The organism is Fictibacillus sp. 23RED33 (genome assembly GCF_015903925.1).
GTDB lineage: Bacteria > Bacillota > Bacilli > Bacillales > Fictibacillaceae > Fictibacillus > Fictibacillus phosphorivorans.
In genome coordinates this window covers 263,621-288,076 of record NZ_JACZDX010000003.1, presented here as the reverse complement: position 1 = coordinate 288,076, position 24,456 = coordinate 263,621, and the positions used below count along the sequence as shown (strand labels likewise).

At 39.9% G+C, this 24,456-nt stretch carries 26 protein-coding genes; 25 read left to right on the top strand and 1 reads right to left on the bottom strand.

The genetic code is table 11. From position 1 onward, the window contains the following. Window positions 1-7: 7 nt before the first annotated feature. From efp to spo0A, 24 genes are all read left to right on the top strand, one after another. On the top strand, window positions 8-565 hold the full coding sequence (gene efp / locus IHV09_RS13305) for an elongation factor P (RefSeq protein WP_197264686.1): 558 nt from the start codon (window positions 8-10) through the stop codon (window positions 563-565). Window positions 566-891: 326 nt separating this feature from the next. Continuing rightward, entirely contained in the window at window positions 892-1,821 is a 930-nt protein-coding gene (gene spoIIIAA / locus IHV09_RS13300; protein WP_197130994.1) for a stage III sporulation protein AA, read from the top strand. Continuing rightward, the gene (spoIIIAB, locus tag IHV09_RS13295; RefSeq protein ID WP_231618300.1) at window positions 1,818-2,333 is read left to right on the top strand and encodes a stage III sporulation protein SpoIIIAB; all 516 of its coding nucleotides are present in this window, start codon (window positions 1,818-1,820) and stop codon (window positions 2,331-2,333) included. Before spoIIIAA ends, spoIIIAB begins: the two co-directional genes overlap by 4 nt. Before the next feature lie 16 nt (window positions 2,334-2,349). Next, a complete protein-coding gene (gene spoIIIAC / locus IHV09_RS13290) occupies window positions 2,350-2,556 on the top strand; it encodes a stage III sporulation protein AC (protein ID WP_066290831.1) in 207 nt (68 codons plus the stop codon). Between the two features lie 13 nt (window positions 2,557-2,569). Beyond that, window positions 2,570-2,959 carry a stage III sporulation protein AD gene (gene spoIIIAD / locus IHV09_RS13285; protein WP_066396033.1) on the top strand — a complete coding sequence of 130 codons (390 nt, stop codon included), beginning with the start codon at window positions 2,570-2,572 and terminating at the stop codon, window positions 2,957-2,959. A 17-nt stretch (window positions 2,960-2,976) separates the two neighbouring features. After that, the gene (gene spoIIIAE / locus IHV09_RS13280) at window positions 2,977-4,161 is read left to right on the top strand and encodes a stage III sporulation protein AE (RefSeq protein WP_197264685.1); all 1,185 of its coding nucleotides are present in this window, start codon (window positions 2,977-2,979) and stop codon (window positions 4,159-4,161) included. Window positions 4,162-4,171: 10 nt separating this feature from the next. Then, complete coding sequence (gene spoIIIAF, locus IHV09_RS13275) at window positions 4,172-4,798, top strand: stage III sporulation protein AF (protein ID WP_197130988.1); 627 nt, start codon at window positions 4,172-4,174, stop codon at window positions 4,796-4,798. Next, complete coding sequence (gene spoIIIAG / locus IHV09_RS13270) at window positions 4,795-5,436, top strand: stage III sporulation protein AG (protein WP_191753865.1); 642 nt, start codon at window positions 4,795-4,797, stop codon at window positions 5,434-5,436. The genes spoIIIAF and spoIIIAG overlap by 4 nt, the downstream gene beginning before the upstream one ends. 4 nt (window positions 5,437-5,440) lie before the next feature. Next, window positions 5,441-5,953, top strand: coding sequence for a SpoIIIAH-like family protein (locus tag IHV09_RS13265; RefSeq protein ID WP_191753866.1), 513 nt, complete (start codon window positions 5,441-5,443; stop codon window positions 5,951-5,953). 315 nt (window positions 5,954-6,268) lie between these two features. Next, window positions 6,269-6,772: an acetyl-CoA carboxylase biotin carboxyl carrier protein gene (gene accB / locus IHV09_RS13260; protein ID WP_191753867.1), complete on the top strand. Its 504-nt coding sequence runs from the start codon at window positions 6,269-6,271 to the stop codon at window positions 6,770-6,772. Window positions 6,773-6,784: 12 nt separating this feature from the next. Then, the gene (gene accC, locus IHV09_RS13255; RefSeq protein ID WP_191753868.1) at window positions 6,785-8,143 is read left to right on the top strand and encodes an acetyl-CoA carboxylase biotin carboxylase subunit; all 1,359 of its coding nucleotides are present in this window, start codon (window positions 6,785-6,787) and stop codon (window positions 8,141-8,143) included. A 19-nt stretch (window positions 8,144-8,162) separates the two neighbouring features. Then, window positions 8,163-8,570 carry an Asp23/Gls24 family envelope stress response protein gene (locus tag IHV09_RS13250; RefSeq protein WP_137788933.1) on the top strand — a complete coding sequence of 136 codons (408 nt, stop codon included), beginning with the start codon at window positions 8,163-8,165 and terminating at the stop codon, window positions 8,568-8,570. Between the two features lie 585 nt (window positions 8,571-9,155). After that, window positions 9,156-9,551: a transcription antitermination factor NusB gene (gene nusB, locus IHV09_RS13245; protein ID WP_197130985.1), complete on the top strand. Its 396-nt coding sequence runs from the start codon at window positions 9,156-9,158 to the stop codon at window positions 9,549-9,551. 39 nt (window positions 9,552-9,590) lie between these two features. Then, window positions 9,591-10,454: a bifunctional methylenetetrahydrofolate dehydrogenase/methenyltetrahydrofolate cyclohydrolase FolD gene (gene folD / locus IHV09_RS13240; protein ID WP_197130982.1), complete on the top strand. Its 864-nt coding sequence runs from the start codon at window positions 9,591-9,593 to the stop codon at window positions 10,452-10,454. Continuing rightward, complete coding sequence (xseA, locus tag IHV09_RS13235; RefSeq protein ID WP_197264684.1) at window positions 10,454-11,815, top strand: exodeoxyribonuclease VII large subunit; 1,362 nt, start codon at window positions 10,454-10,456, stop codon at window positions 11,813-11,815. Before folD ends, xseA begins: the two co-directional genes overlap by 1 nt. Then, entirely contained in the window at window positions 11,808-12,047 is a 240-nt protein-coding gene (locus IHV09_RS13230; RefSeq protein ID WP_066396014.1) for an exodeoxyribonuclease VII small subunit, read from the top strand. Before xseA ends, IHV09_RS13230 begins: the two co-directional genes overlap by 8 nt. Beyond that, complete coding sequence (locus IHV09_RS13225; protein WP_370568822.1) at window positions 12,044-12,925, top strand: polyprenyl synthetase family protein; 882 nt, start codon at window positions 12,044-12,046, stop codon at window positions 12,923-12,925. The genes IHV09_RS13230 and IHV09_RS13225 overlap by 4 nt, the downstream gene beginning before the upstream one ends. Window positions 12,926-13,620: 695 nt before the next feature. Further along, window positions 13,621-14,217: a hypothetical protein gene (locus tag IHV09_RS13220; RefSeq protein WP_137788937.1), complete on the top strand. Its 597-nt coding sequence runs from the start codon at window positions 13,621-13,623 to the stop codon at window positions 14,215-14,217. 20 nt (window positions 14,218-14,237) lie between these two features. Beyond that, window positions 14,238-16,136 (top strand): 1-deoxy-D-xylulose-5-phosphate synthase, encoded by a 1,899-nt coding sequence (dxs, locus tag IHV09_RS13215; protein ID WP_197130972.1) that lies wholly within the window; start codon window positions 14,238-14,240, stop codon window positions 16,134-16,136. Next, window positions 16,133-16,951, top strand: coding sequence for a TlyA family RNA methyltransferase (locus IHV09_RS13210; protein WP_197193880.1), 819 nt, complete (start codon window positions 16,133-16,135; stop codon window positions 16,949-16,951). The genes dxs and IHV09_RS13210 overlap by 4 nt, the downstream gene beginning before the upstream one ends. A gap of 104 nt (window positions 16,952-17,055) precedes the next feature. After that, window positions 17,056-17,505, top strand: coding sequence for a transcriptional regulator AhrC/ArgR (gene ahrC, locus IHV09_RS13205; protein ID WP_144699169.1), 450 nt, complete (start codon window positions 17,056-17,058; stop codon window positions 17,503-17,505). Between the two features lie 24 nt (window positions 17,506-17,529). Continuing rightward, the gene (gene recN / locus IHV09_RS13200) at window positions 17,530-19,227 is read left to right on the top strand and encodes a DNA repair protein RecN (RefSeq protein ID WP_197264683.1); all 1,698 of its coding nucleotides are present in this window, start codon (window positions 17,530-17,532) and stop codon (window positions 19,225-19,227) included. A gap of 134 nt (window positions 19,228-19,361) precedes the next feature. Then, the gene (gene spoIVB / locus IHV09_RS13195; protein ID WP_197191797.1) at window positions 19,362-20,648 is read left to right on the top strand and encodes a SpoIVB peptidase; all 1,287 of its coding nucleotides are present in this window, start codon (window positions 19,362-19,364) and stop codon (window positions 20,646-20,648) included. A 492-nt stretch (window positions 20,649-21,140) separates the two neighbouring features. Beyond that, window positions 21,141-21,944, top strand: a complete 804-nt coding sequence (spo0A, locus tag IHV09_RS13190) for a sporulation transcription factor Spo0A (RefSeq protein WP_197131204.1) — start codon at window positions 21,141-21,143, stop codon at window positions 21,942-21,944. 44 nt (window positions 21,945-21,988) lie between these two features. Here spo0A and IHV09_RS13185 read toward each other — a convergent pair whose 3' ends face one another. Continuing rightward, window positions 21,989-22,225, bottom strand: a complete 237-nt coding sequence (locus tag IHV09_RS13185; RefSeq protein WP_197130963.1) for a DUF2627 domain-containing protein — start codon at window positions 22,223-22,225, stop codon at window positions 21,989-21,991. Window positions 22,226-22,735: 510 nt separating this feature from the next. On the opposite strand from IHV09_RS13185, the gene IHV09_RS13180 reads away from it, so the two are divergent. Next, a complete protein-coding gene (locus tag IHV09_RS13180; RefSeq protein WP_231618327.1) occupies window positions 22,736-24,427 on the top strand; it encodes a sigma 54-interacting transcriptional regulator in 1,692 nt (563 codons plus the stop codon). Window positions 24,428-24,456 lie beyond the last annotated feature (29 nt).

The following is a 24,456-nucleotide window of genomic DNA, read 5'->3' as shown; positions in this document are numbered from 1 at the left end:
TAAAAACATGATTTCAGTAAATGATTTTAAAACAGGATTAACGATTGAGGTTGACAACGGAATCTGGCAAGTTCTTGAGTTCCAACACGTAAAGCCAGGAAAAGGTGCGGCATTTGTTCGCTCTAAACTTCGTAACCTTCGCACAGGTGGTATCCAGGAAAAAACATTCCGCGGTGGAGAAAAAGTAGCAAAAGCTCATATCGAGAACCGTAAGATGCAATACCTATATGCATCAGGAGATACTCACACGTTCATGGATAACGAATCTTATGAGCAAATTGAACTTCAAGCTTCTCAAATCGAATACGAGTTGAAGTACTTGCTTGAAAACATGACCGTTCAGATCATGACGTACCAAGGTGAGACGATTGGTGTTGAACTTCCAAACACAGTTGAATTAGTAGTAGTAGAGACTGAGCCTGGTATTAAAGGAGACACAGCTTCTGGTGGAACTAAGCCAGCGACGCTTGAAACAGGTTTGATCGTGCAAGTTCCTTTCTTCGTAAACCAAGGGGACAAGCTGATCATCGATACAAGAAATGCAGCTTACGTTTCTCGTGCATAGCCTATGATGTTGAAACCTCATTCCATTTTGGAGTGAGGTTTTTTTATTAGCCGAAACACCGATTTTAGAGTAAAGAGCTCACTGATTTGGTTCGCTGCATTAAAAACAGCAATAATCTGATTGGAATAGCTAAATATCATCAGATAACACTGCCTCTCATTTGAAAAGTTTCACTATAAAGAATGGATTCATCAAAATATTTACTAACAATCTATCAAAAACACCCCCCTATCTTCCCTCCTAATCTTAAGCCTACCTTTATTGGCATAAAGCTTACATGTCTGCCATACGTTTATAGTACTAGCCTCTTAAAGGAGAAATCGGTCATGGAGACGATCTTTAGACTTTTTCCAGATAAACTACAGCATACGCTAAGAAAACTGCCACCATCTGTCCTTCAATCTGTTGAAGAGATCAGGGTTCGAATTGGACAACCGATGGAAATCCTTTGTTCCGGTAAACCGATCTATCCGACTGAGGGCCCAATCACGGCAGAAGAATCACAAGTATTGCTCAACAGGTTAAGTCAGCACTCTCTCTACGCGCTTGAAGAGGAGCTAAAAAGAGGTTATATCACAATCTCAGGCGGTCATCGTGTAGGACTAGCAGGGAAAGTGATCACTGAACATGGATTCGTAAAAGCCATTAAAGATATTAGTTCGTTTAACGTGAGAGTTGCAAGAGAGAAGATTGGAATCGCAGAACCGTTAATTTCATATCTCTACCAAAAAAAATGGCTCAATACTTTGCTGATCGGTCCGCCGCAAACCGGGAAAACCACTTTATTAAGAGATATTGCGAGACTTGTAAGTTGTGGCGTTCAGCAAAAAAATATCCCTTCTTTTAAAGTGGGAATTGTGGATGAGCGTTCTGAAATAGCGGGTGCTATAAAAGGTGTTCCTCAGCATACCTTTGGAAGGCGTGTAGATGTTCTTGATGCATGTCCGAAAGCAGAAGGGATGATGATGCTCATCCGTTCGATGAGTCCTCAAGTCATGATCGTTGATGAAATCGGACGAAAAGAAGACGGTGAAGCGATACTAGAAGCGATGCATGCGGGTGTTCAAATGATTTTCACCGCACATGGCAGCTCTATAGAAGATGCGCTGAAACGACCTGTGATGAAACCTTTAGGAGATCTTTCTTTGTTTGAAAGGTATGTAATTTTGAGCCGTGATAAAGGACCGGGAACCATTCAGAGAATCTATGACGGAGCATTAAACGTGATCTACAGATCATCTGGTGGTGCAGCATGATGAGTTGGATCGGTGCGATCGCTATTCTTTCAGCCACAACGATCTTTGGTTTTGAATGGGCAAAGCGGGTAAGAGAACGGCCAAAGAAGTTAAGAGAATTAAAAGTAACGCTACAAGCCTTGGAGGCTGAGATCATGTACGGATCTACTCCTCTTCATGAGGCGTTTTTGCATATTGGAAGGCCATTAAAAGAACCATTGTCCACTTTTTTTCTCACCATATCAGACCGTTTAGCAGAAGGCGAGCTATCGGTGCAAGAAGCCTGGGATCTTCAGTTAGCTGTTCTGGCAAAGGAAACCTCTTTTAAGATGGGTGAGATCGAAGTGCTTCGCCAATTTAGCGCAACGCTTGGTAGGCATGACAAAGAGCATCAGCAGAAGCAGATTCAGTTGACGTTAGCTCACCTTAATCGTGAAGAAAAAGAAGCAAGAGACATACAAGAACGTTATGAAAAAATGTGTAAAAGTCTTGGGGTATTAATGGGACTTTTAATCGTTATTCTCTTAATGTAACAAGGAGGTTTCACAAATGGGATTGGATGTAAACGCAGTGTTTCAGATTGCGGGGCTTGGCATAATCGTTGCTATGCTTCATACCGTTTTAAAGATGATCGGAAAAGAGGACTATGCTCACTGGGTCACTCTTTTAGGTTTTGTTGTTGCCCTTTTTATGGTCATCACTCTTTTAGATGATTTATTTCAGAAGGTAAAAGGCGTCTTTTTGTTTCAGAATTAAGGAGGGGGCCAGATTGGAAATTATCCAAATTGTTGGTTTTGGGCTAGTTGCTGCTTTCTTAGCCTTAGTCCTTAAAGAACAAAAAGCGAATTTTGCTTTTTTGGTCACACTCATGGTTGGAGCAGGAATCTTTTTATTCTTGATCGATAAGATCGGACAAATTCTTACGATGCTTCAACGACTCGCCATAAACGCTAACGTAAACATGGTCTATGTTGAAACGTTATTAAAGATAATAGGTATTGCTTATATTGCTGAGTTTGGAGCACAGATCACACGAGATGCGGGGCAGGGAGCGATAGCATCTAAGATTGAACTAGGTGGCAAGATACTGATTCTCGTGATGGCGATACCTATTTTAACAGTAATTATTGAAACCGTTCTGACGCTTATACCGAAATAAGAAAGCAGGTTATAAAGATGCAGAAAGTGATGGTGCGGACAAGTCTACTTCTACTCATAATCTTTTCCTTCATTCTATTTGGCCCCATAGAATCCGCATCAGCGAGCTCGATCACTTCAAAAATAGTAGATCAACAAGTATCCTCCATGCAGCTAGATGAAATCAAACAATATTGGGATAGCATCTCCCGTGAATACGGAGGATTCTTGCCAGAAAGCCAAAAAGGAACCTTCCTTGAATTTGTAAAAGGAGAAAAAGATTTTTCTATAAAAGGCTACATGGTCGGACTTTTAAAGTTTATGTTTCACGAACTTGCTGTTCACGGAAAACTGCTTGGAACCTTAATTTTGCTCACTGTTTTCAGCATGTTGCTTCAATCCATCCAGAACGCTTTTGATCGATCTGCTATTTCAAAGGTGGCATATGGAATTATTTATATGGTCTTAATCATTTTAGCTTTAAACAGTTTTCATGTTGCGATCTCTTATGCAACAGAAGCGATCGATAACATGTTAAGTTTCATGATTGCACTCATACCCCTACTTCTCGCCTTGATGGCAACTGTGGGAAGCATCGCTTCAGTCGCGTTTTTTCATCCGGTCATCTTGTTTTTAGTAAATACAAGCGGGCTTTTGATCAAAAATTTTGTATTGCCGCTTCTTTTTTTATCTGCACTATTAAGCATCGTTTCAACGATGTCAGAGCATCACAAAGTCACGCAGTTAGCTAAGCTGTTAAGAAATATCAGCATGGGTGCACTCGCCTTTTTTTTCACTGTATTCCTAGGTGTAATGAGTGTTCAAGGTGCAACAGCAGCAGTAGCAGATGGAATAACGATCAAGACAGCAAAATTTGTAACAGGGAATTTTATTCCGGTTGTAGGCCGTATGTTTACAGATGCGACAGATACTGTCATGAGCGCTTCCATCTTACTAAAGAACTCAGTTGGCATAATCGGGGCATTATTATTGCTTCTGTTAGCTATATTTCCTGCCATCAAAGTTTTAATTCTAGCTTTTATATATAGCATGGCTGCAGCCCTTCTTCAGCCTTTAGGAGGTGGGCCGATCGTTGAATCATTAGGCATCATCGGTAAGAGCGTCATGTTTATCTTTGCTGCCCTTATGACTGTGTCTATTATGTTCTTTCTAGCTATAACGATAATAATCGCAGCCGGAAACGTTACGCTGATGGTTCGATAGGAGGGGAAGCATGGCATTCTTAACGGAGTGGATAACCAATATTATCATTCTTGTACTATTAGCCGGAGTCATCGAGCTGTTGTTACCTGGCAATCAATTTCAAAATTATATCAAGATGGTTGTAGGTTTGCTCATACTGCTTGCTATGCTCTCTCCACTGTTCAAACTAATAAATTCAGATCTGGATCAAGTGTTTCTCGCCATGGATCTACCAGCTGCAGCGAAAGAAGACGAAATAAAAAATTCGATAGAAGAGAATAAAAGTGAAATACAATCCGCTCAACGTGCATATATATTAGAGCAAATGGCTGTCCCAATGAAAAAACAAGTTCAAGAGGAGTTGAAACAGACTTATGAGTTAGAGATTGTCGATCTTCAAATTCGAACGGAAATGGGTAAACAGCCGTTGGAGCCTGAAGATATAAGGGGTGCCAAAGTGGTGCTAGCCAAGTATCACGACCAAGCTGAAATCTCTGAAGTATCAGAAGTGGATGTGAGTGTTTCTGATCCAGAGAGAAAAGAATCTCTCACACAACCAGTTTCTAACGAAGTCATCCAGTTCTTAGCTAGTCAGTGGCAGCTGGATGCAGACCAAGTTGATGTACATTTGGAAGGGGGAGAGGAGTTATCCCAATGAAACGTTCATTTTGGGAACAGATAAAAAAACGGCTGCAGCTGAGTGATAAAGCAGGGAATAAACAAAAGTACTTACTTGTCTTACTTCTATTGGGAATTTCTCTTATGTTTATTAGCAAGATGATAGACTCCCCTGCTCAAAAAAGTTCATTAAACGGGCTAGTGCCAGAAACGAAGGTTAAATCCGAGGCGGTATTTAAACAAGCTAAAGAAGTAACAGACAAAAATATCAAAACGTATGAAGACCTTTATTCTAACGAACTGAAAGATCTATTAGAACAGATGCAAGGAGTTGGCAAAGTTTCCGTCATGGTAGAACTTTCCACAACTGAGAGAAAAGAGTTCGTTACAGATGATAGCACACAGAGCCAGACTACATCGGAAAATGATAAAAATGGCGGTAAGAGAACGATAGAAGATCAAAAGATAGATGAAAAAGTAGTAATTATCTCAAATGACGGCAGAGAAGAGCCGATCATTGTCACAACAGAAAAACCAAAGATAAAAGGTGTGGCTATATTGGCGCAAGGTGCAGAGAACATCCAGACAAAGTCTATGATCATAGAGCTCGTTAAAAAAGTTTTTGATATAGGTAGTGATCAAATTTTTGTAGGACCAAAAAATCCTGAGGGGGAATAAACAAATGTTATTGAAAAAACAAACTGTTTGGCTTCTAACTATGCTTAGCTTAATCATTGTGTTGTCTGTGTATTATATTACAGCACCTGGTGGAACGGATGATCTTGCTTATTTGGAGGCAGGAAAGAAGTCTGGTAAAGAAGCGACTGTGTCAGGTGTTGCAAACGACGATGTGTTTACTGCCCTTCGCCTAGAGCGAGATGAAGTTCGTGATGAGATGAGTGCTGATTATGTAGCCGTTGCTGGTTCTGAGGACGCTTCAGCTGAAGTTCAAGCTGATGCTTGGGCAAAGATGACAGAGCTTCAATCACTTACTATGCAAGAATCAACAGTAGAAACATTGATCAAATCGATGGGATTCAATGATGCTTTAGTGAGCACGATGAACAATGAGATCAAAGTGATCGTAAAAGCTGATAAACTATCAAAAAAAGAAGTTGTTGAGATTATGAATGTTGCAAACGAACACCTTGGTAGCGGGAAAACAGTAGCGGTTGAATATCATGCGTCCAAATAAATAAGCGTAAAAGAGTAGGAAAGCCGGAAATTCCGGCTTTTTTCTTTTTGCGGTTTCATGATATATTGGATAGAAACTTATAGCGTCATTCAAGTTTGCATTTCTTTTTGACGGGAAATGATAGAAAATAGTGAAGAGTAACCGTAAACGCTTACAATGTAAGGTGTAATCGTGTACTATTAACTTGAAAAATGATTCTAATGTATCCACGAAAAAAGAAATGTGGTATATTACATGTGTTAAGACCTAGTCACAATAGAAGGTGCTAAATAAAAAAATCTAAACTGGATAGGATTGTTAAAAGGAGTAGAGATCATGCTAAAAATACAAGAAATTCGTGAATTGATTAAACTTATTGACAAATCAAGCATCAATGAATTCAAATACGAAAATGATGGTTCTAAGATTGTTCTTAAAAAGGACAGTGGATCAGTAGTTTCTTATGGAGCAGAAGAAGTTGTTTCTCAGCCCGTAGTCACTCAAGCGCCACCTGTAAAAGAACAGGCTCCAGCAGCTGAAACAGTTAAGGAAAATACAGAAGTTAAACAAGAAACAAAACAGGCAGACGAAGATGCTAACTTACATAAGGTAGTTTCTCCTATGGTAGGAACGTTCTATTCTGCTTCATCTCCAGATGTAGAAGCCTTTGTTAAGCCGGGAGATAAAGTTTCAAAAGATAGCATCGTTTGTATTATCGAAGCGATGAAATTATTCAACGAGATTGAATCTGAAGTGAATGGTGAAATCGTAAAAGTACTAGTTGAGAACGGACAATTAGTAGAATACGGACAACCTCTGTTCCTTGTGAAAGCAGAATAGGAGGGTATGTCTATGATTAAAAAGCTATTAGTAGCAAACCGTGGTGAGATTGCTGTAAGGATTATTCGCGCATGCAAAGAACTTGGTGTTGAAACAGTAGCCGTTTATTCAGAAGCCGATAAAGATGCCTTGCATGTCCGTTTGGCAGATGAGGCTTATTGTATCGGACCGACTGCTTCAAAAGATAGTTATCTGAACTTCACTAACATAATGAGCGTAGCAACACTAACTGGCTCAGAAGCCATTCATCCTGGATATGGATTCTTGGCAGAGAACGCTGACTTTGCAGAACTATGTAGAGAATGCAATGTAACGTTTGTTGGTCCAAGTGCTGAAGCGATCAACAAGATGGGTATTAAGGATGTTGCGAGAGCAACGATGGCGGATGCCGGAGTTCCTATCGTACCGGGTTCTGACGGGATTATTAGGGACAAGGAAGAAGCCATTGAACTCAGCAACAAAATTGGGTATCCTGTAATTATTAAAGCAACAGCAGGCGGTGGGGGTAAGGGGATCCGCGTAGCTAAGAATGAAACGGAACTTTTAAAAGGCATTGCGATCACTCAGCAAGAAGCAGCAACTGCTTTTGGTAACCCAGGTGTGTATATTGAAAAATACATTGAAGATTTCCGACATGTTGAGATACAGGTGCTTGCAGATAACCATGGGAATGTTATTCACTTGGGAGAAAGAGACTGCAGTATCCAAAGACGTCTTCAAAAGCTTTTAGAGGAGACACCATCTCCTGCTATCTCCCCATCTAAACGCCAAGAGATGGGTGATGCAGCAGTAAAAGCAGCTGAAGCCGTTCAATATTCTGGTGCTGGTACCGTAGAATTTATCTTTGATCATAATACAGGTGACTTCTATTTCATGGAGATGAATACTAGAATCCAAGTAGAACATCCTGTAACTGAGATGGTAACGGGAATTGATTTAATCAAGGAACAGATCAAAGTAGCTTCAGGTGAGAGATTGCGATACAAACAAGAAGATATCGAGTTTGATGGCTGGTCGATCGAATGCAGAATTAATGCAGAGAATCCTGAGAAAAACTTTATGCCTTCTGCTGGAAAGATTGAAATGTACCTTCCACCAGGCGGTCTAGGTGTTCGAATTGATTCTGCTGTTTACCCTGGCTATACGATTCCACCATTTTATGATTCTATGATTGCTAAAGTTATAACTTACGGAAATACTAGACAAGAAGCAATCGACCGTATGAAGCGTGCACTAAGCGAGTTTGTTATCGAAGGAATTCATACGACCATTCCGTTCCACCTGCGTCTGTTAAACCATGAGACTTTTGTGAATGGTGACTTTAATACAAAGTTTTTAGAAAATCATGATTTAACTTCAAAAAGCGAATAAGTACGGAGGTGTTTAAGTGATGAACGAACTATCATTTGAAATGGAAAGTTACTCATCAGAATTAGGAAAAGTGGAGATCTCACCTGAGGTTATCGAAGTTATTGCAAGTATTGCAGCTTCAGATGTTGAAGGTGTCGCTTCCATGAGAGGCAGCTTTGCAAGTGGTGTAGTAGAGCGACTTGGAAAGAAAACGCATGGCAAAGGCGTTAAAGTAGAACTCTCAGAAGCAGGTATTTCTATTGATGTATACGTATCAATGAAATATGGAGTTGCGATTCCAGATGTAGCTCAAAAAATTCAAGATTATATCAGACAAGCGCTTCTAGACATGACAGCACTAGAAGCAACGGATATCAACGTATTCGTAGTTGGTGTTCAATTTGATTCAAAAGAAAAACAGAATGAAGCACCAGAAGTAGATTATTAAAAAGATCAAAGGGTGAGGTTCTACTTGCCCTTTGGTCTTTTTTCTTGTTGTTTATTACGAGCAAATTTTGTGATGAAAACATTCAGCTCATTGAAGTTACAGTTGAGGTGGGGGTATAAGTGGTAGAAGAGTACTCGAGTGATGTCAACTCGCCAGTATATAGGTAAATCTCGCCGGGATATAGCCCAAACTTGCGGGTAAAGTCCGAAATTTCTAGAATTTTCTCGTGAATTTACTGAATGAACAGTCTGGATACCCACTTCGTATAGAATGGAAGGTACGCGCCTACTATTTGAGACATTTATACTGGAGACGTACGAATATAGCTCACGGCCTTCCCCTCGGAAAGTGAGCATCCTTTAATGGAAATCAATAACCTTCAAAAGCATGAATGAATTAGAATAAGCCCGAAAAAATTACTTCTTTAAAATTCACACTTAGAAAAGATAAAATACTTTTAACAGAAAGTAAAAAAACTGAATGTTCGGAAGGGTTAGTAAGTCCATTGTTCGGATTGTAACGAGTCCTAACATTATGGTATTATGCTAGATAGAAATTGTTCGCAAATAGAAAGGAAGTCGGATTATGAAACGCAGACTTGCCAGAGAAAAGGCATTTCAATCGCTTTTTCAAATTGAAGTAAGTGACATCTCAGCTAGTGAAGCTATGGAGCATGTTTTAGAAGGAGAGCCATCAGACGAATTCTTAACACAGATGGTTCATGGTACGGTTGAAAAGAAAGAAGAAATCGAGCGTTTTCTTACGCCTTATTTAGAAAAATGGAGCTTTTCAAGACTAGCAAACGTAGAACGTGTCGTTCTTCAGATGGCAGCTTACGAATGGCTGTTCATGGAAGAGGTTCCTAAGAACGTAACATTGAATGAAGCGATCGAAACAGCAAAAATCTTTGGCGGTGAAGAAGCAGGACGTTTCGTAAACGGAGTCCTAGGAAAAATAATCAAAGATATTAACAATAACTAATTAAATAATCAAACAACTACTTTTGAGGGGGACTTTAGAATGGCTGTGTTAGACGGAAAACAGATTGCGAGAGAGATCAGAGAGAAACTTGCAAAAGAGATCCAAGACCTTAAACAAGACGGAATTGTTCCAGGTTTAGCTGTTATTCTAGTAGGCGATCACCCAGCGTCTCGTTCGTATGTACTAGCAAAAGAAAGAACATGTAAAGAGCTCGGTATGCATTCGGTATTGACGGAGCTTCCTGAATCTATTTCTGAGAATGAATTGTTACAATACATTCAAGCGTTTAACAATGACGAACAAATTGATGGGATTCTCGTTCAACTTCCCCTTCCTTCACATATAAGTGAATCAAAAGTAATTGAGGCGATTCTGCCTGAAAAAGATGTAGACGGGTTTCATCCGATTAATATCGGAAGAATGCATGCAGGAGACGAGCAAGCATTCATACCTTGTACTCCTCTTGGAATTTTAGAGATGGTCAAACAAACCGGTGAAGATATTTCAGGCAAACATGTTGTGGTTGTAGGAAGAAGCAACCTTGTTGGAAAGCCAGCTGGGCAGCTTTTCTTGCAAGAAAACGCAACGGTAACGTTTTGTCACTCTAGAACAAAAAATCTTCGTGAACAAACATTACAAGCCGATATTTTAATTGCGGCGGTAGGAAAACCGAACCTTATTACAGAAGATATGGTTAAAGCAGGTACGGTTGTCATTGATGTAGGTGTTAATCGCAAGGAGAACGGAAAGCTTTGTGGGGATGTGGACTATGAGGCCATTAAGCCTAAAGCGAAACATATCACTCCTGTTCCAGGAGGCGTTGGTCCTATGACGATTACGATGTTAATGAACAATACGGTTCTTGCTTCAAAATGGAGAAAGAAGCTAAAGGAAGTACATTAATGCAGAACAACAATCGGTATGTTCCAATATCGGCTGTAACCCGGTATATTAAGAGGCTATTTGAAAATGACGGTAACTTACAAGATGTTTGGGTTAAAGGGGAGCTATCCAATGTTAAGCTCCATAGCAGGGGACATTTGTATTTTACGTTGAAAGATGCAAACAGCAGAGTTTCTGCGGTCATGTTTGCAGGAAACAACAGACATTTAAACTTTAAACCTGAAGAAGGAATGAATGTATTAATTCAAGGTTCATTCTCTGTATACGAACCTCAAGGACAATACCAGCTGTATGTCAGAACGATGCAGCAAGACGGTGTTGGTAACTTGTTTCTAGCGTATGAGAACCTTAAGAATACGTTAGAACAACAAGGACTTTTTGATCCAATGCATAAAAAGCCACTGCCTAAATTCCCTTCGACGATAGGCGTGATCACTTCACCAACAGGAGCTGCCGTAAGAGACATCGTGACAACCATAAAACGAAGGTTTCCGCTAGCTGCTGTCACGATCTATCCCGTACTCGTTCAAGGACCAGGCGCTGCTCCATCCATCGTTCGGGCGATCGAACAAGCGAATGCTTTGAATGCTTCAGATGTACTAATCGTAGGACGTGGTGGAGGCTCGATTGAAGAGCTGTGGGCGTTTAATGAAGAAAGTGTTGCAAGAGCGATCTTTCAATCACATCTGCCGGTCATTTCTGCTGTTGGGCATGAAACAGATTTTACGATTGCAGACTTTGTAGCTGATCTAAGAGCACCAACACCAACAGCTGCGGCTGAGATGGCAGTGCCTCATCTAGATGAATTGAAAGATAGATTATTCCAAAGAAATGTTCGTCTGAAAAGAGTGATGAATGAGTTTGTTGCCGGTCATCAACAGCATCTATCACGCCTTCAAAAATCGTACGCTTTTAAATACCCTACGCAATTGATAAAACAAAAAGAGCAAGAACTCGATAGGTGTATGGATCAATTGAAACGTACAGTTGGAAGCTTTGTTGATCAGCATCAGAATCATCTCTCACAGGTTAAACGTCAGCTTTTTTTGTTTTCACCAAGTGGTCAGATTCAGAAGGCAAACGAAAGAGTTGTTTCTCTGCATAAGACATTGCTAAAAGAAACAAATCGTCACGTAAGGCAGCACCAGAGGGATTTTTCAAACAAGATTTCTAGGCTCTCTTCCCTTAATCCTCTAGCTGTAATGGATAGAGGGTACAGCTTGACCTATAAACAAGGCAAAGACGAATTGGTTAAGTCCGTATCACAGGTAAAGGCTGGAGATGCACTAACGATAAAGTTAAAAGATGGACAGATTGATTGTCACATCACTGGAACGGAGGCGTCTTACACGAATGACTGAAAAAACAAGCAAACTTACATTTGAAGAAGCTATGATACAGCTTGAAGAAATCGTTGAAAAGCTTGAACAGGGAGATGTTCCTTTAGAAGAAAGTATCGATCTGTATCAACAAGGGATGAAGCTTTCAAAATTATGTCATACGAAATTACAGAATGTTGAAAAGAAGATGGATACGATTCTGCATGAAGACGGAAAAGAAGAACCATTCGCGATTCAGGAGGAAGATCATTGATAGCGTTTGAACAATATCTTCGAGATAAAAAATCATTGGTTGAAGAACAGATGGTTGAATACTTAAACAAGCTAGATGCTCCAGAAACATTAAAAAAATCGATGCTATATTCCATTTCTGCAGGTGGAAAGCGAATACGTCCGATCCTGGCTCTTGCTGTTATGGAATCTTTTGAAAAGAATACAGCAGAAATAGAGGATGTTGTTTGTTCGATTGAATTTGTTCACACGTATTCTTTAATTCATGATGACCTTCCTTCTATGGACAATGATGATTATAGAAGAGGAAAACTCACGAACCATAAAGTTTTTGGTGAGGCTCAAGCGATTCTAGCAGGAGATGCTTTATTAACCGAGAGCTTTAGCTTGATTACAAACAACTCTTCTTTAACATCTGACCAAAAAGTTCAAATGATTGCAGTTTTATCAAAAGCTGCTGGAGCAACAGGTATGGTCGGCGGTCAAGTAGAAGACATAGAGGGAGAGAACAGAGACCTCACGTTAACGGAGTTAGAAAGCATTCATGAAAAGAAGACAGGTAAAATGCTCGAATGTTCAGTGATCATGGGTGGAATTGCAGCGGGAGCTTCTAATGAAGATCTAATGCACCTGACAAACTATGCACGACATATCGGGATTGCTTTTCAGATTCAAGATGACATCCTTGATGTAACAGGAAATCAAGAAGAAATAGGTAAACCCGTTGGAAGTGATGAGGCTAATTTGAAAACTACTTATCCTAAGATTCTTGGACTTATTGGTGCAAAGAAAGAAATGGAAAATCATATACATATTTCTTTGGAACATTTAAACAAGATCAACGGAAATACAGGCATATTAGCGTCCATCGCTGACTACATTATAAAAAGAAACCACTAAGAGATTGTTGCAAAATTGGAAGTATGATATGATATTATTTGCTTTGGAGTGGTGCAGTATTCTAGTCAGCCCCCCATTCCTGAAGGCGGGCCTAAAAATCCGCCAAAGGGCACATCGATGAAGTTCCTTGCATTGGCTTGAGGCGCCCAGCCTTGGGTCATCGCTGGGAGTTAAGGTTGAAGGGCGATCCACAATGGCATGTGGGCGAGGACCCTTCTTCCGCGGAGGCCCCCATATTTGCGGTTTGTGTTCAAAAGACCTTACTGCGAAATGGGGTTTGAACCTGCTTAGCTTTTTTTCTTGTTCACAGGAAAAGAAGGCGAGCAGCGTAGCCTGCCTTGAGTGGAGCTTGAGGGGATTATGGTGTGAAAAGCCTGTATCGGTTGGCCGCTGATTATGAGCTTTATACCATATGAAATCTTCTCTGCAAAAGAGGCTAGGGAATGTGCGCGAGGCTGTTGAGGAAAACTCCTAGACTGTTCTGCCCTGACACCTTTTAGGGATTATAGTGCGGACTAAGTGGTAATCTAGTCTAACGTTTGGTGACAGCGTTAAGAAGAGAGTAAAGGGAAACCGCGAATATGGCGACATTTCGTACTCTTCTGGGAAAACCTACTGGACCTAAGCCGCAGTCTTTACTTAATAAGGTGACCACTCCCTATTACATAAAGTGACCAAAAAGTGAGGAGTTATGCATGAAGCATTCCTTTTCTAAAACACTCAAATGGAGTACAAGCATTGCCGTTATCACTCTTGTGTTAGCGGCTATTTTTACAGTTATATCCTCTTTCATGTTAAATGGAGTTTCGTGGGCGTTAGGGATGGGAATCGTCTTTCTAATCGTATTAACCGGGGTTCTTTTTGATATAGTAGGGGTAGCATCCACAGCTGCGAAAGAAGTTCCGTTTCACGCGATGGCTTCTGAGAAGGTTCCTGGAGCAAGACATGCTATAATCATTACAAGAAACGCAGATCGTGTAGCGAATTTTTGTAACGATGTTATCGGTGATATCTCTGGAATCGTTAGCGGAACAGCATCTGCTGCAGTTGTAGTAGAACTTACACTCTCTATGGGGAATAGGTCTGGATCAAACTCTGAGTATCTAATCTCGATCGTCTTCACGAGTGTAGTGGCTGCACTTACGGTAGGAGGTAAAGCGTTAGGAAAGTCATATGCGATCAACCACTCAACCTTTATTATTTTTCAGGTTGGGCGTTTATTATATTTTTTAGAGGAAAAATTAAGAATTAAACTGCTATCGCCTGCTAAAAGAGAGAAGAAAAGGCGTTAATGGAAAGAGAGGCATATTCCATGAACCTGGAAGAAATTCAAGATCCTCAGTTTTTAAAAACGTACGAAACTGAACAATTAAATAAATTAGCGGCTGAAATCCGCTCTTTTCTAATTGAAAAACTTTCAGTTAGAGGAGGACACCTTGGTCCTAACCTTGGAGTAGTAGAACTTACACTTGCTATGCACAAAGTCTTTGACAGTCCTAAAGACAAGTTTATTTGGGATGTAGGTCATCAAGCTTATGTGCACAAGATCCTTACGGGAAGAGCATCTCAGTTTGATACACTTCGTCAGTATAAGGGTCTCTGTGGTTTTCCTAAAAGGATTGAAAGCGAACATGATGTGTGGGAAACAGGACACAGTTCTACATCACTTTCTGCCGCTATGGGAATGGCGATCGCTAGAGATCTTAAGAAAACAGATGATAAAGTTCTTGCGGTCATTGGTGATGGTGCTCTAACAGGCGGAATGGCTTTAGAAGCGCTGAACCATATCGGTCATGAAAAGAAAGACTTAATCGTAGTACTAAACGACAACGAGATGTCTATCGCGCCAAATGTAGGGGCTCTTCACAACGTTTTAGGACGCATGAGAACAGCTAGAAAATACAATAAAGCAAAAGATGAGCTAGAATCATTGATCCGTAAGATACCTGCGTTTGGCGGGAAACTGGCTGCCACAGCCGAACGTGTAAAGGATAGCTTGAAGTATCTGTTAGTATCAGGCATGTTTTTTGAGGAATTAGGCTACACCTATTTGGGACCAGTAGATGGTCATGATGTAGATGACCTGATCGAGAATCTAACATATGCCAAAAAGACTGAAGGTCCGGTAATCATCCATGTTCTTACGAAAAAAGGAAAAGGGTATGAGCCGGCTGAAAGTGATAAAAAGGATAGCTGGCATGGTGTAGGCCCTTATAAGATTGAATCAGGTGAGCAGATCAAACCGCAGCAGATTGGACCATCTTACAGCGGTGTGGTTAGTAAAACACTTGAGACGCTCTCGCATAAAGATGATCGAATTGCAGTGATAACGCCTGCGATGACCATTGGCTCAAAGCTCACTGATTACGGAAAAGCGTTTCCTGATCGTTTGTTTGACGTTGGTATTGCGGAACAGCATGCAACAACGATGGCAGCTGGGCTTGCGACGCAGAATATGAAGCCGGTCCTATCGATCTATTCTACGTTCTTGCAGCGAGGTTACGACCAAGTTGTTCATGATGTAGCGAGACAGAATTTGAATGTTGTTTTCACAATAGACAGATCTGGTCTAGTTGGTGCTGATGGAGAAACGCACCAAGGTGTATTTGATATTGCTTTCTTACGTCATATTCCAAATATGGTATTAATGATGGGGAAAGATGAAAATGAGCTTCAGCATATGGTTTACTCTGCTCTTAAATATGAAGATGGTCCGATTGCGATCAGATTCCCTAGAGGTAACGGTTCAGGAGTACCAATGGATGAAGAGTTTGAGAATATCCCGATTGGTTCATGGGAAGTGCTGAAAGATGGAGACGATGTTGCGATTCTTACGTTTGGAACGACGATTCCAATGGCACTTGAAGCTTGGGAGATCCTGGCGAAATCAGGTGTGTCAGCGCGTGTGATCAACGCTCGTTTTATCAAACCTCTTGACTCAAAAATGCTAAAAGAACTTTATGCGGAAAATATGCCTATTCTGACGCTGGAAGAAGCTGTCCTTCAAGGTGGATTCGGAAGTGCGGTATTAGAGCATGCATCTGATAATCAGGCAAGTGTTATCATCGATCGCATGGGTATACCAGATTGCTTTATCGAGCATGGCAGCGTAACGAAACTGTTAGAGGAGATCGGTATTACAACACCTGATCTTGTTGAGCGTGTGAAAGCACTTGTTAAAAGAAAGGCAGAAAAGGGTCTTCTTACATGAAAAAAGAACGGGTAGATGTACTGCTTGTCAATCGAGGACTTTGTGAAACACGAGAGAAAGCCAAACGATCTGTTATGGCAGGCCTTGTGTATTCAGGAACGAACCGGATGGATAAGCCAGGAGAAAAGATAGAACAAGATGCGCCTCTTCAAGTTAAAGGAGATGTCATTCCTTATGTAGGAAGAGGCGGACTTAAGCTTGAAAAAGCACTTCAGATCTTTGATTTTGATGTTAAAGAAAAGATTGGGATGGATATTGGAGCTTCAACAGGCGGTTTTACTGATTGTGCACTTCAAAATGGCGCATCTTATATTTATGCGATCGATGTTGGCTACAACCAACTCGCTTGGAAATTAAGAAATGATTCTAGAGTAGCTGTGATGGAAAGAACAAACTTTAGGTATGTAACCCCTGATCAGCTGCAACAGGGCATTCCTCACTTTGCAACGATAGACGTTTCATTCATTTCTCTACGAATCATACTTCCTGTGCTGACTCAGCTTATGCCAACTGGAGATGTGATCGCTTTGATCAAGCCACAGTTTGAAGCAGGGCGTGAAGAAGTCGGGAAAAAAGGAATCGTCAGAGATTCGAAAGTTCATAAACGTGTGATAGAAGAGATTACTGACTTTGCCCGCAAAACAGGGATTAATCCAGTTGCATTGTCCTTTTCACCTATTACTGGTGGGGATGGCAACATTGAGTTTTTAATGCATGGAAAAGTGAACAATGAGGACTTTCGAACAATAACTTCAGAAGATATTGAAGAAGTTGTTAAGTCTGCTCATGAAACATTGAAGAAAGAGCGGGAATAAATTTCTCGCTCTTTTTTATTCTATTAATGAAAAATTTACATCCTATGCACAATAGTATAAGATAAAGGCAGAATGTGACAGTGTAAATTGAGGTGGAATCACGAGTGAATAAAGGACAACGACATATTAAAATACGTGAAATGATCAGCAACCATGATATTGAGACACAAGACGATTTAGTGGAACTGCTCAAGAAAGCAAACTTTAATGTAACGCAAGCAACTGTCTCGCGTGATATTAAAGAACTGCATCTTGTAAAAGTGCCGATGAACGACGGTCGCTATAAATACAGTCTTCCGGCTGACCAAAGGTTCAACCCACTGCAAAAATTAAAAAGAACGCTGACTGACAGCTTTATCAGTATTGATTACGCAGATCATCTAATCATTATGAAGACACTTCCGGGTAATGCAAATGCAATTGGTGCGTTAATTGATAAGCTAGATTGGGAAGATTTAATGGGAACGATCTGTGGCGATGATACAATCTTAATTATTTGTCGTTCTAAAGAAGTTAGTTCAGATGTTTCGCAGCGCTTTTTAGATATGCTGTAATTTTTAAAATAAGGTGTGATGTAATTGCTGGCAGAATTAAGTATTCGTAATTTTGCTATTATTGATTCTTTGAGTGTTTCTTTTAAAAAAGGATTAACCGTATTAACAGGTGAAACAGGTGCAGGAAAATCCATCATCATTGATGCGATCGGACTTTTGATCGGCGGCCGCGGTTCTACAGAGTTTGTGCGTTATGGTACTCAAAAAGCTGAGATTGAGGGCCTGTTCCATATTCATCCAGGTCATCGTGTGTATGATAAATGTGAGGAATTTGGGATTACGATTTCGGATGAAGATGAGATGGTTGTGCTTAAAAGGGATATAACGGAGAGCGGAAAAAGCATTTGCAGAGTAAACGGAAAGCTTGTTACACTGTCTGTTCTTAAAGAGATCGGACAGGCATTAGTAGATATTCATGGACAGCATGAAACGCAATATTTAATGCAGCCTGATAAACATCTTTTTTTACTCGATAGTTTTGGTGACAAGGATTTTAAAAAAGAATTAACTGCCTACGAAGCAACATTTAAGGACTATAAAGAAATCAATAAACAGCTTTCTGAGCTTTCTAGGAATGAACAAGAGATCGCACAAAGAATAGATCTCCTCGAATATCAATATCAAGAAATTGCAGGTAGCAATCTCATTCCTGATGAGGATGTTAAGCTAGAAGAAGAAAAACGTATGCTTTCGAACTTTGAAAGAATTCATGGCTCTCTTCAGGATGCATACCATAATCTTTATGGTGAAGGTAAGGCACTGGAGTTAGTCTCAAGTGCGCTAGCTGATTTCTCGCAAGTCGCAGCACTTGATGAGTCATTAAAAGCTGACGAAGAGCAATTTGGCAACAGCTTCTACGTCCTTGAGGAGCTTACATATAAGATTCGAGATATGTTTGATTCATTAGAATACAATCCGGAAAGGCTCAACAGCATTGAGTCGCGTCTCGATGAATTGAGTAAGCTTAAACGAAAATATGGTTCTTCTGTAAAAGAAATGATCCATTATAGTGAAAAGATTAAAAAAGAGTTAGAACTTATTCAAAATAAAGATAATCATATCGAAGAACTCAAAAAGAAGCAGGATAAGCTTATTGCTAAACTTGAGATCTCAGGGAAGAAGCTCACTAAAAAGAGAGCAGAGACAGCAAAAGTCTTAAAAAATAGCATTCAGCAACAGCTAAAAGAACTTTATATGGAAAAAACCAAGTTCGAAGTCGTGATGAAGCGAATTGAGGATAATCAATTTTTGAGAACAGGACTGGATGCTGTAGAATTTTATATCTCTCCTAATCCTGGCGAGCCGCTTAAACCGTTATCTAAAGTGGCGTCTGGCGGAGAACTTTCTAGGATCATACTAGCAATCAAAACCATTTTTTCAGAAAATCAAGGAATTACCGCTATTATATTTGATGAAGTGGATACTGGAGTTTCTGGGCGAGTGGCTCAAGCGATAGCGGAAAAGATTTACAGGGTTTCTGTTGGTTCGCAAGTGCTTTGTATCTCTCACCTTCCACAAGTTGCTGCAATGTCTGATACGCATCTCCACATCTCTAAAGATACATTGCAAGGTAGAACCGTCACAAAGGTTCTTACCTTAAAAACGGATGAAAAAGTAAATGAAATAGGCAGAATGATCTCAGGTGTTGAGATTACAGACCTTACAAGGCAGCATGCTCAGGAATTGTTAGAGCTTGCAGCGTCCATCAAAAAGACATCATAAACTTTATTCATGAAAAAGCTATCCATTTAAGGAATAGCTTTTTCTTTTTTCTTGGTTATAAACTCAAGGTCCGTAGGCTAAATTAAAGGTACAGCCATGGTGAGGGTGTGAGCTTGGAGCGAGGAGAGTGTATGATGTATAAGGATTTACTTCGGCGAATGATCGGCGTTATTCTCCTTGGAAGTTTAGTGGGAATCGGTTTTTTGTCTCCTGTGCGTGAGTATGTAGCACTGCCAGAATCGATTACCTTTTTTGAAGGACAGCATGTCATGCAAGCCCTTCCTGTTGGAACAAACATGAAGCAGGAAGAAACAAGTGTTTATACGACTGCAATGAAAAGAGAACATAAAGTTTCGATACAAGCCAAAACAAACGGTGATAGCATGGCAACTCTCGAAGCAGCAAGTTTTCCTATAAAAAAGATGAATGTAAAAGTTTTGTCTGATCTTAAGGTTGTGCCTGGTGGACAATCAATAGGAGTTAAGTTAAATACTCTCGGGGTATTGATTGTTGGGCATCATCTCGTAAATACAACAGCAGGAAAACAATCTCCAGGTGAAATAGCCGATATTCAAGTAGGAGATATTATTACCAAAATCAACGGAAAAAATATAAAAAAAATGGGAGATGTAAGCCCATTTGTTAAACAATCAGGGGAAACGCGAAATCCTTTAGATGTAACCATCATTCGAGATGGTAAGACGTTTCATAAGACACTTACTCCTCTGCAGGACAAGAATGACCAGTCCTATCGTATAGGACTATACATTCGAGATTCAGCAGCCGGTGTGGGTACACTGACGTTTTTTGATCCTGCGTCATTTAAGTATGGTGCACTCGGTCACGTGATTTCAGATATGGATACGAAAAAACCTATAAAAGTAAACAACGGAGAAATCCTTGGATCTACCGTTACTTCCATTGAAAAAGGTTCGAATGGTCACCCAGGAGAAAAGCTAGCGCGTTTTTCCAATGACCAAAGAGTTTTAGGGGATATATCTAAAAACAGCCCGTTTGGGATTTTTGGAAAATTAAATGATAAATTATCGAATGGGGACTGGAATAAACCGTTGCCAATCGCCCTTTCACATCAAGTAAAAGAAGGTCCAGCGAAGATACTTACTGTTGTTAACGGTTCAAAGGTAAGAGAATTTGACGTTGATGTAGTAAGTTCTGTTCCGCAAAAATTTCCTGCTACAAAAGGAATGGTCATTAAGATTACAGATCCTGAACTTTTGAAGATTACAGGTGGGATCGTTCAAGGAATGAGTGGCAGTCCAATCATTCAGAATGGAAGAATTATTGGAGCAGTCACCCATGTGTTTGTAAATGATCCAACATCAGGTTACGGTGTTCATATAGAGTGGATGCTTGATGAAGCCGGAGTCAATATCTATAAAGAAACAAAACAGGCGAGTTAACTCGAAACCGGTAGAATTTTTTACCGGTTTTTTTTATTTTTATCTGGATTGTAAGTTCATCCAGTATTCTTTCAAAACGAGTTGAAGCAGAATGCTACTAACTACGACTGAGCCGAGTGGGCAGGTGTGACATTAAAGGCTCCTCACATTAGCAGGAGGGTACCGCCCGCCTCGGTGAACCTGTAACCTGAGCCTGAAATCCTCGCCCTCTACTTTTATTAGGTTTGAGCTTAGTGCTTTTTTACTTTTAGATAATTTAGACAATCCTATGAAAATTTTGTATAATGAGGGATATAAAGAAAATTCGACAAAAATGCTTGTGGAAAATACAATAACTGTCGAAATTCAAAGTAAATTGAAGATAACAGCTATATCTGCTACAAAAACAAAATAATTTTAAAAAATTTAAAACAAAATAAAGGGATTTAAGATTTATTGTTGAAATATTACATTGGGAAAAACAAGAAATTGTTGGATGGGGAGGAAATAATGGTGCAAAAAATTAAAGTTTGTCTAGCTGATGATAACCGTGAACTGATTAGTCTTTTGAGGGAGTATCTTTCAAGTCAAGATGATATGGAGGTAATCGGGGTAGCGTACAACGGTCAAGAATGTTTGTCCGTTTTAGAGAATAAAGATCCTGATGTTTTAGTTCTAGATATTATCATGCCTCATCTAGATGGATTAGCAGTGCTTGAGAAGATCAGGGCTAGCGATGATCTGCCTCAGCCGAATGTTATCATGTTAACGGCGTTTGGTCAGGAAGATGTTACGAAAAAAGCCGTAGACTTAGGTGCTTCATACTTTATCTTAAAACCATTCGATATGGACAATCTAGCGAGTCAGATCCGTCAGATCTGTGGTGCAGAAAAGACAACTGTACAGCGTGCGTCCGGAAATAATCGAAACAACTTCCAATCAACAATCAACAATAAACCACGCAATTTGGATGCGAGTATCACTAGTATCATTCATGAAATCGGAGTTCCTGCTCATATTAAGGGATACATGTACTTAAGAGAAGCGATCTCAATGGTATACAATGACATTGAATTATTAGGATCGATCACAAAGGTTCTATATCCAGATATCGCAAAAAAATTCAATACAACGTCAAGCCGTGTTGAACGTGCTATACGCCATGCGATCGAAGTGGCATGGAGCCGTGGAAACATCGATAGCATTTCATCCTTGTTCGGCTATACAGTATCCATGTCAAAAGCGAAGCCAACGAATTCAGAGTTCATCGCGATGGTCGCGGATAAGCTTCGAATCGAACATAAGGTAATGGCATAAGTACTTATTTATAAAAATAACCATCTCTCAAGGTTGAGAGATGGTTATTTTTTTCTGTATTTTAACTGAACTTTATTTCTTTTACGGTCTCTGTAAAAGATGAATCCACCTACAAAAGTTAAGCCAGCTAAGAAGCTTAACAAACCAGCGATAAATTGTAGCCACAAGAATGGAAACGGAAACTGCAAAACTCCAAATAAAGTGTCTCTCATCCATTTGATGCCCATCACGGCCATGATTCCAGGAATTAATACGATTACCAAAGCTGCATATCTGCTCATGAAGAATTCACTCCTCTACTTGTCTTATTGTACATAAAGTTAAAATTATTGTCGATGCAAAATAAGTTTGCAAACCCTTTCATAGTGAGCTATGATAAAATTGTGAAAAATATTGCATGTTATAATAAAAAGGTGGGCTAATTGTTGCAAAGGATCGTATTGCTGGCAGCGCAAGAAGAATTTGATTTGGTTCAACAGATCAATCGATCTGAAATTTTTGAACTTGCAGCTATTTTGCAAGGACCTCTTCAATCGTTGCCGACCAGATTGGATAACATCCCGGTATTTACATATACTTCGGCACCGAATGAAGAGATTGACGTAATTGTTTATTCGGATTCTCTTAAAGAAAGCGCAGATTGGTTATATGAGAATAAGTATCCTACGTCAGGAAAATTGACTACTTCTCAATTTCGATTCCTGTTATCAAGTCCTAACGAAACAAAAAATATAAAAGACATCGGGCACTTGCAGCAGCTTAAAACGATATTAGACAATACACACGATGGCATGATCGTTATTGATCAAGATTTAACGATTACTATATTTAACAAAAGTGCTGAAAAAATGACAGGTTTATCGAAAGAGCAAGCTGTAGGAAAATCAATCCTAGAAGTAATGCCGAACAGCCAGCTTCCGCGAGTTATGGACTCAGGCATAGAAGAAGTGAATCAAGAACAAATTTTAGCTAATGGTACGAAAATCTATACAACACGAACACCTATCTTAAATCATGAAGGTCGAAAGCTTGGTGCTTTTGCCGTCTTTAAAGATATTACAGAAATCGTTGACTTGGCAGAAGAAGTAACGAATTTAAAAAGCATACAAACGATGTTAAGGGCTATCATCCAATCTTCGGAAGAAGCAATATCTGTTGTCGACGAAGAAGGAAAAGGCATTATGATCAATCCTGCTTATACGAAGCTTACAGGTTACACCGCAGAACAAGTGATCGGGAAACCTGCAACAACTGATATTTCTGAAGGTGAAAGTATTCATATGCAAGTTCTTAAGACACGCAAGCCTGTGAGAGGTGCTCGTTTAAGAGTTGGACCGAACCGAAAAGATGTGATTGTTAACGTTGCACCTGTGATTGTGGATGGTCTATTAAAAGGCAGTGTAGGGGTAATACATGATGTTTCAGAAATTAAAGGACTTACAGAAGAACTGAACAGGGCGAGACAAATCATTCGAACACTTGAAGCGAAATATTCGTTTGAAGATATTATTGGTACGTCAGAAGAGATGAGTTTTGCAATCGATCAGGCTAAGCTTGCAGCTTCTACACCAGCGACCGTTCTTCTTCGTGGGGAATCTGGAACAGGAAAAGAGCTTTTTGCTCATGCGATACATAATGCAAGCAGCAGAAAGTTTAATAAGTTTATACGTGTCAACTGTGCAGCGTTATCAGAATCTTTGTTAGAAAGCGAACTGTTTGGTTATGAAGAAGGTGCTTTTTCCGGTGCATTAAGAGGCGGAAAAAGAGGACTCTTCGAAGAATCGAATGGTGGAAGTATCTTTTTAGATGAAGTGGGAGAGTTGTCGCAGAACACACAAGCTAAACTTTTGCGCGTACTGCAAGAAAATGAAATCAGACGTGTAGGTGGGACAAAAGCGATTCCGATCAATGTGCGTGTCATCGCCGCAACCAATGTTAACCTTGAAAAAATGATCGCTGATGGCACGTTCAGGCAGGATTTGTATTACAGATTGAACAGGATGCCGATCTATATTCCGCCATTAAGAGCAAGAAACAATGATATATTGCTTTTAGCTTATCACCTTCTTCAGAAGTTAAATCAAGACTATGGAAGAAACATTGATTTTATCAGCAAGGATGCTGAAGACTTTTTACTAGCGTATCATTGGCCGGGAAATGTTAGAGAGCTTGAAAACGTATTAGGCAGAGCGATTATCCATATGAGCCATACGGATTCACAGATCAACCGTAGTCATATTTCTTTATTATCTTTAGAGCCATCGAATAAAGAGGACGTCCATCTGCAAATTATGACCGATACGACTGATGATGAGAAGACTTTAGCTGAACAAATCGATGCGTTTGAAAAACAGATTTTAACAGAAGCTATAGAGAGGTTTCGTGGCAACAAGACGAAGACAGCTAAATCACTGGGTATCTCACTTAGGAATTTTTATTATAAATTAGAAAAATATAATCTTGATGAAAAACTACGCAAATAATTTCACGCAAAATATTGCAATGTATTTGC

Excerpts from the sequence above, each read along its gene's own strand:
- efp (WP_197264686.1), top strand. The coding sequence starts at position 8 with ATGATTTCAGTAAATGATTTTAAAACAGGATTAACGATTGAGGTTGAC.
- spoIIIAA (WP_197130994.1), top strand. The coding sequence starts at position 892 with ATGGAGACGATCTTTAGACTTTTTCCAGATAAACTACAGCATACGCTA.
- spoIIIAB (WP_231618300.1), top strand. The coding sequence starts at position 1,818 with ATGATGAGTTGGATCGGTGCGATCGCTATTCTTTCAGCCACAACGATC.
- spoIIIAC (WP_066290831.1), top strand. The coding sequence starts at position 2,350 with ATGGGATTGGATGTAAACGCAGTGTTTCAGATTGCGGGGCTTGGCATA.
- spoIIIAE (WP_197264685.1), top strand. The coding sequence starts at position 2,977 with ATGCAGAAAGTGATGGTGCGGACAAGTCTACTTCTACTCATAATCTTT.
- spoIIIAF (WP_197130988.1), top strand. The coding sequence starts at position 4,172 with ATGGCATTCTTAACGGAGTGGATAACCAATATTATCATTCTTGTACTA.
- spoIIIAG (WP_191753865.1), top strand. The coding sequence starts at position 4,795 with ATGAAACGTTCATTTTGGGAACAGATAAAAAAACGGCTGCAGCTGAGT.
- IHV09_RS13265 (WP_191753866.1), top strand. The coding sequence starts at position 5,441 with ATGTTATTGAAAAAACAAACTGTTTGGCTTCTAACTATGCTTAGCTTA.
- accB (WP_191753867.1), top strand. The coding sequence starts at position 6,269 with ATGCTAAAAATACAAGAAATTCGTGAATTGATTAAACTTATTGACAAA.
- accC (WP_191753868.1), top strand. The coding sequence starts at position 6,785 with ATGATTAAAAAGCTATTAGTAGCAAACCGTGGTGAGATTGCTGTAAGG.
- IHV09_RS13250 (WP_137788933.1), top strand. The coding sequence starts at position 8,163 with ATGAACGAACTATCATTTGAAATGGAAAGTTACTCATCAGAATTAGGA.
- nusB (WP_197130985.1), top strand. The coding sequence starts at position 9,156 with ATGAAACGCAGACTTGCCAGAGAAAAGGCATTTCAATCGCTTTTTCAA.
- folD (WP_197130982.1), top strand. The coding sequence starts at position 9,591 with ATGGCTGTGTTAGACGGAAAACAGATTGCGAGAGAGATCAGAGAGAAA.
- xseA (WP_197264684.1), top strand. The coding sequence starts at position 10,454 with ATGCAGAACAACAATCGGTATGTTCCAATATCGGCTGTAACCCGGTAT.
- IHV09_RS13230 (WP_066396014.1), top strand. The coding sequence starts at position 11,808 with ATGACTGAAAAAACAAGCAAACTTACATTTGAAGAAGCTATGATACAG.
- IHV09_RS13220 (WP_137788937.1), top strand. The coding sequence starts at position 13,621 with ATGAAGCATTCCTTTTCTAAAACACTCAAATGGAGTACAAGCATTGCC.
- dxs (WP_197130972.1), top strand. The coding sequence starts at position 14,238 with ATGAACCTGGAAGAAATTCAAGATCCTCAGTTTTTAAAAACGTACGAA.
- IHV09_RS13210 (WP_197193880.1), top strand. The coding sequence starts at position 16,133 with ATGAAAAAAGAACGGGTAGATGTACTGCTTGTCAATCGAGGACTTTGT.
- spoIVB (WP_197191797.1), top strand. The coding sequence starts at position 19,362 with ATGTATAAGGATTTACTTCGGCGAATGATCGGCGTTATTCTCCTTGGA.
- IHV09_RS13185 (WP_197130963.1), bottom strand. The coding sequence starts at position 22,225 with ATGAGCAGATATGCAGCTTTGGTAATCGTATTAATTCCTGGAATCATG.
- IHV09_RS13180 (WP_231618327.1), top strand. The coding sequence starts at position 22,736 with ATGATCGTTATTGATCAAGATTTAACGATTACTATATTTAACAAAAGT.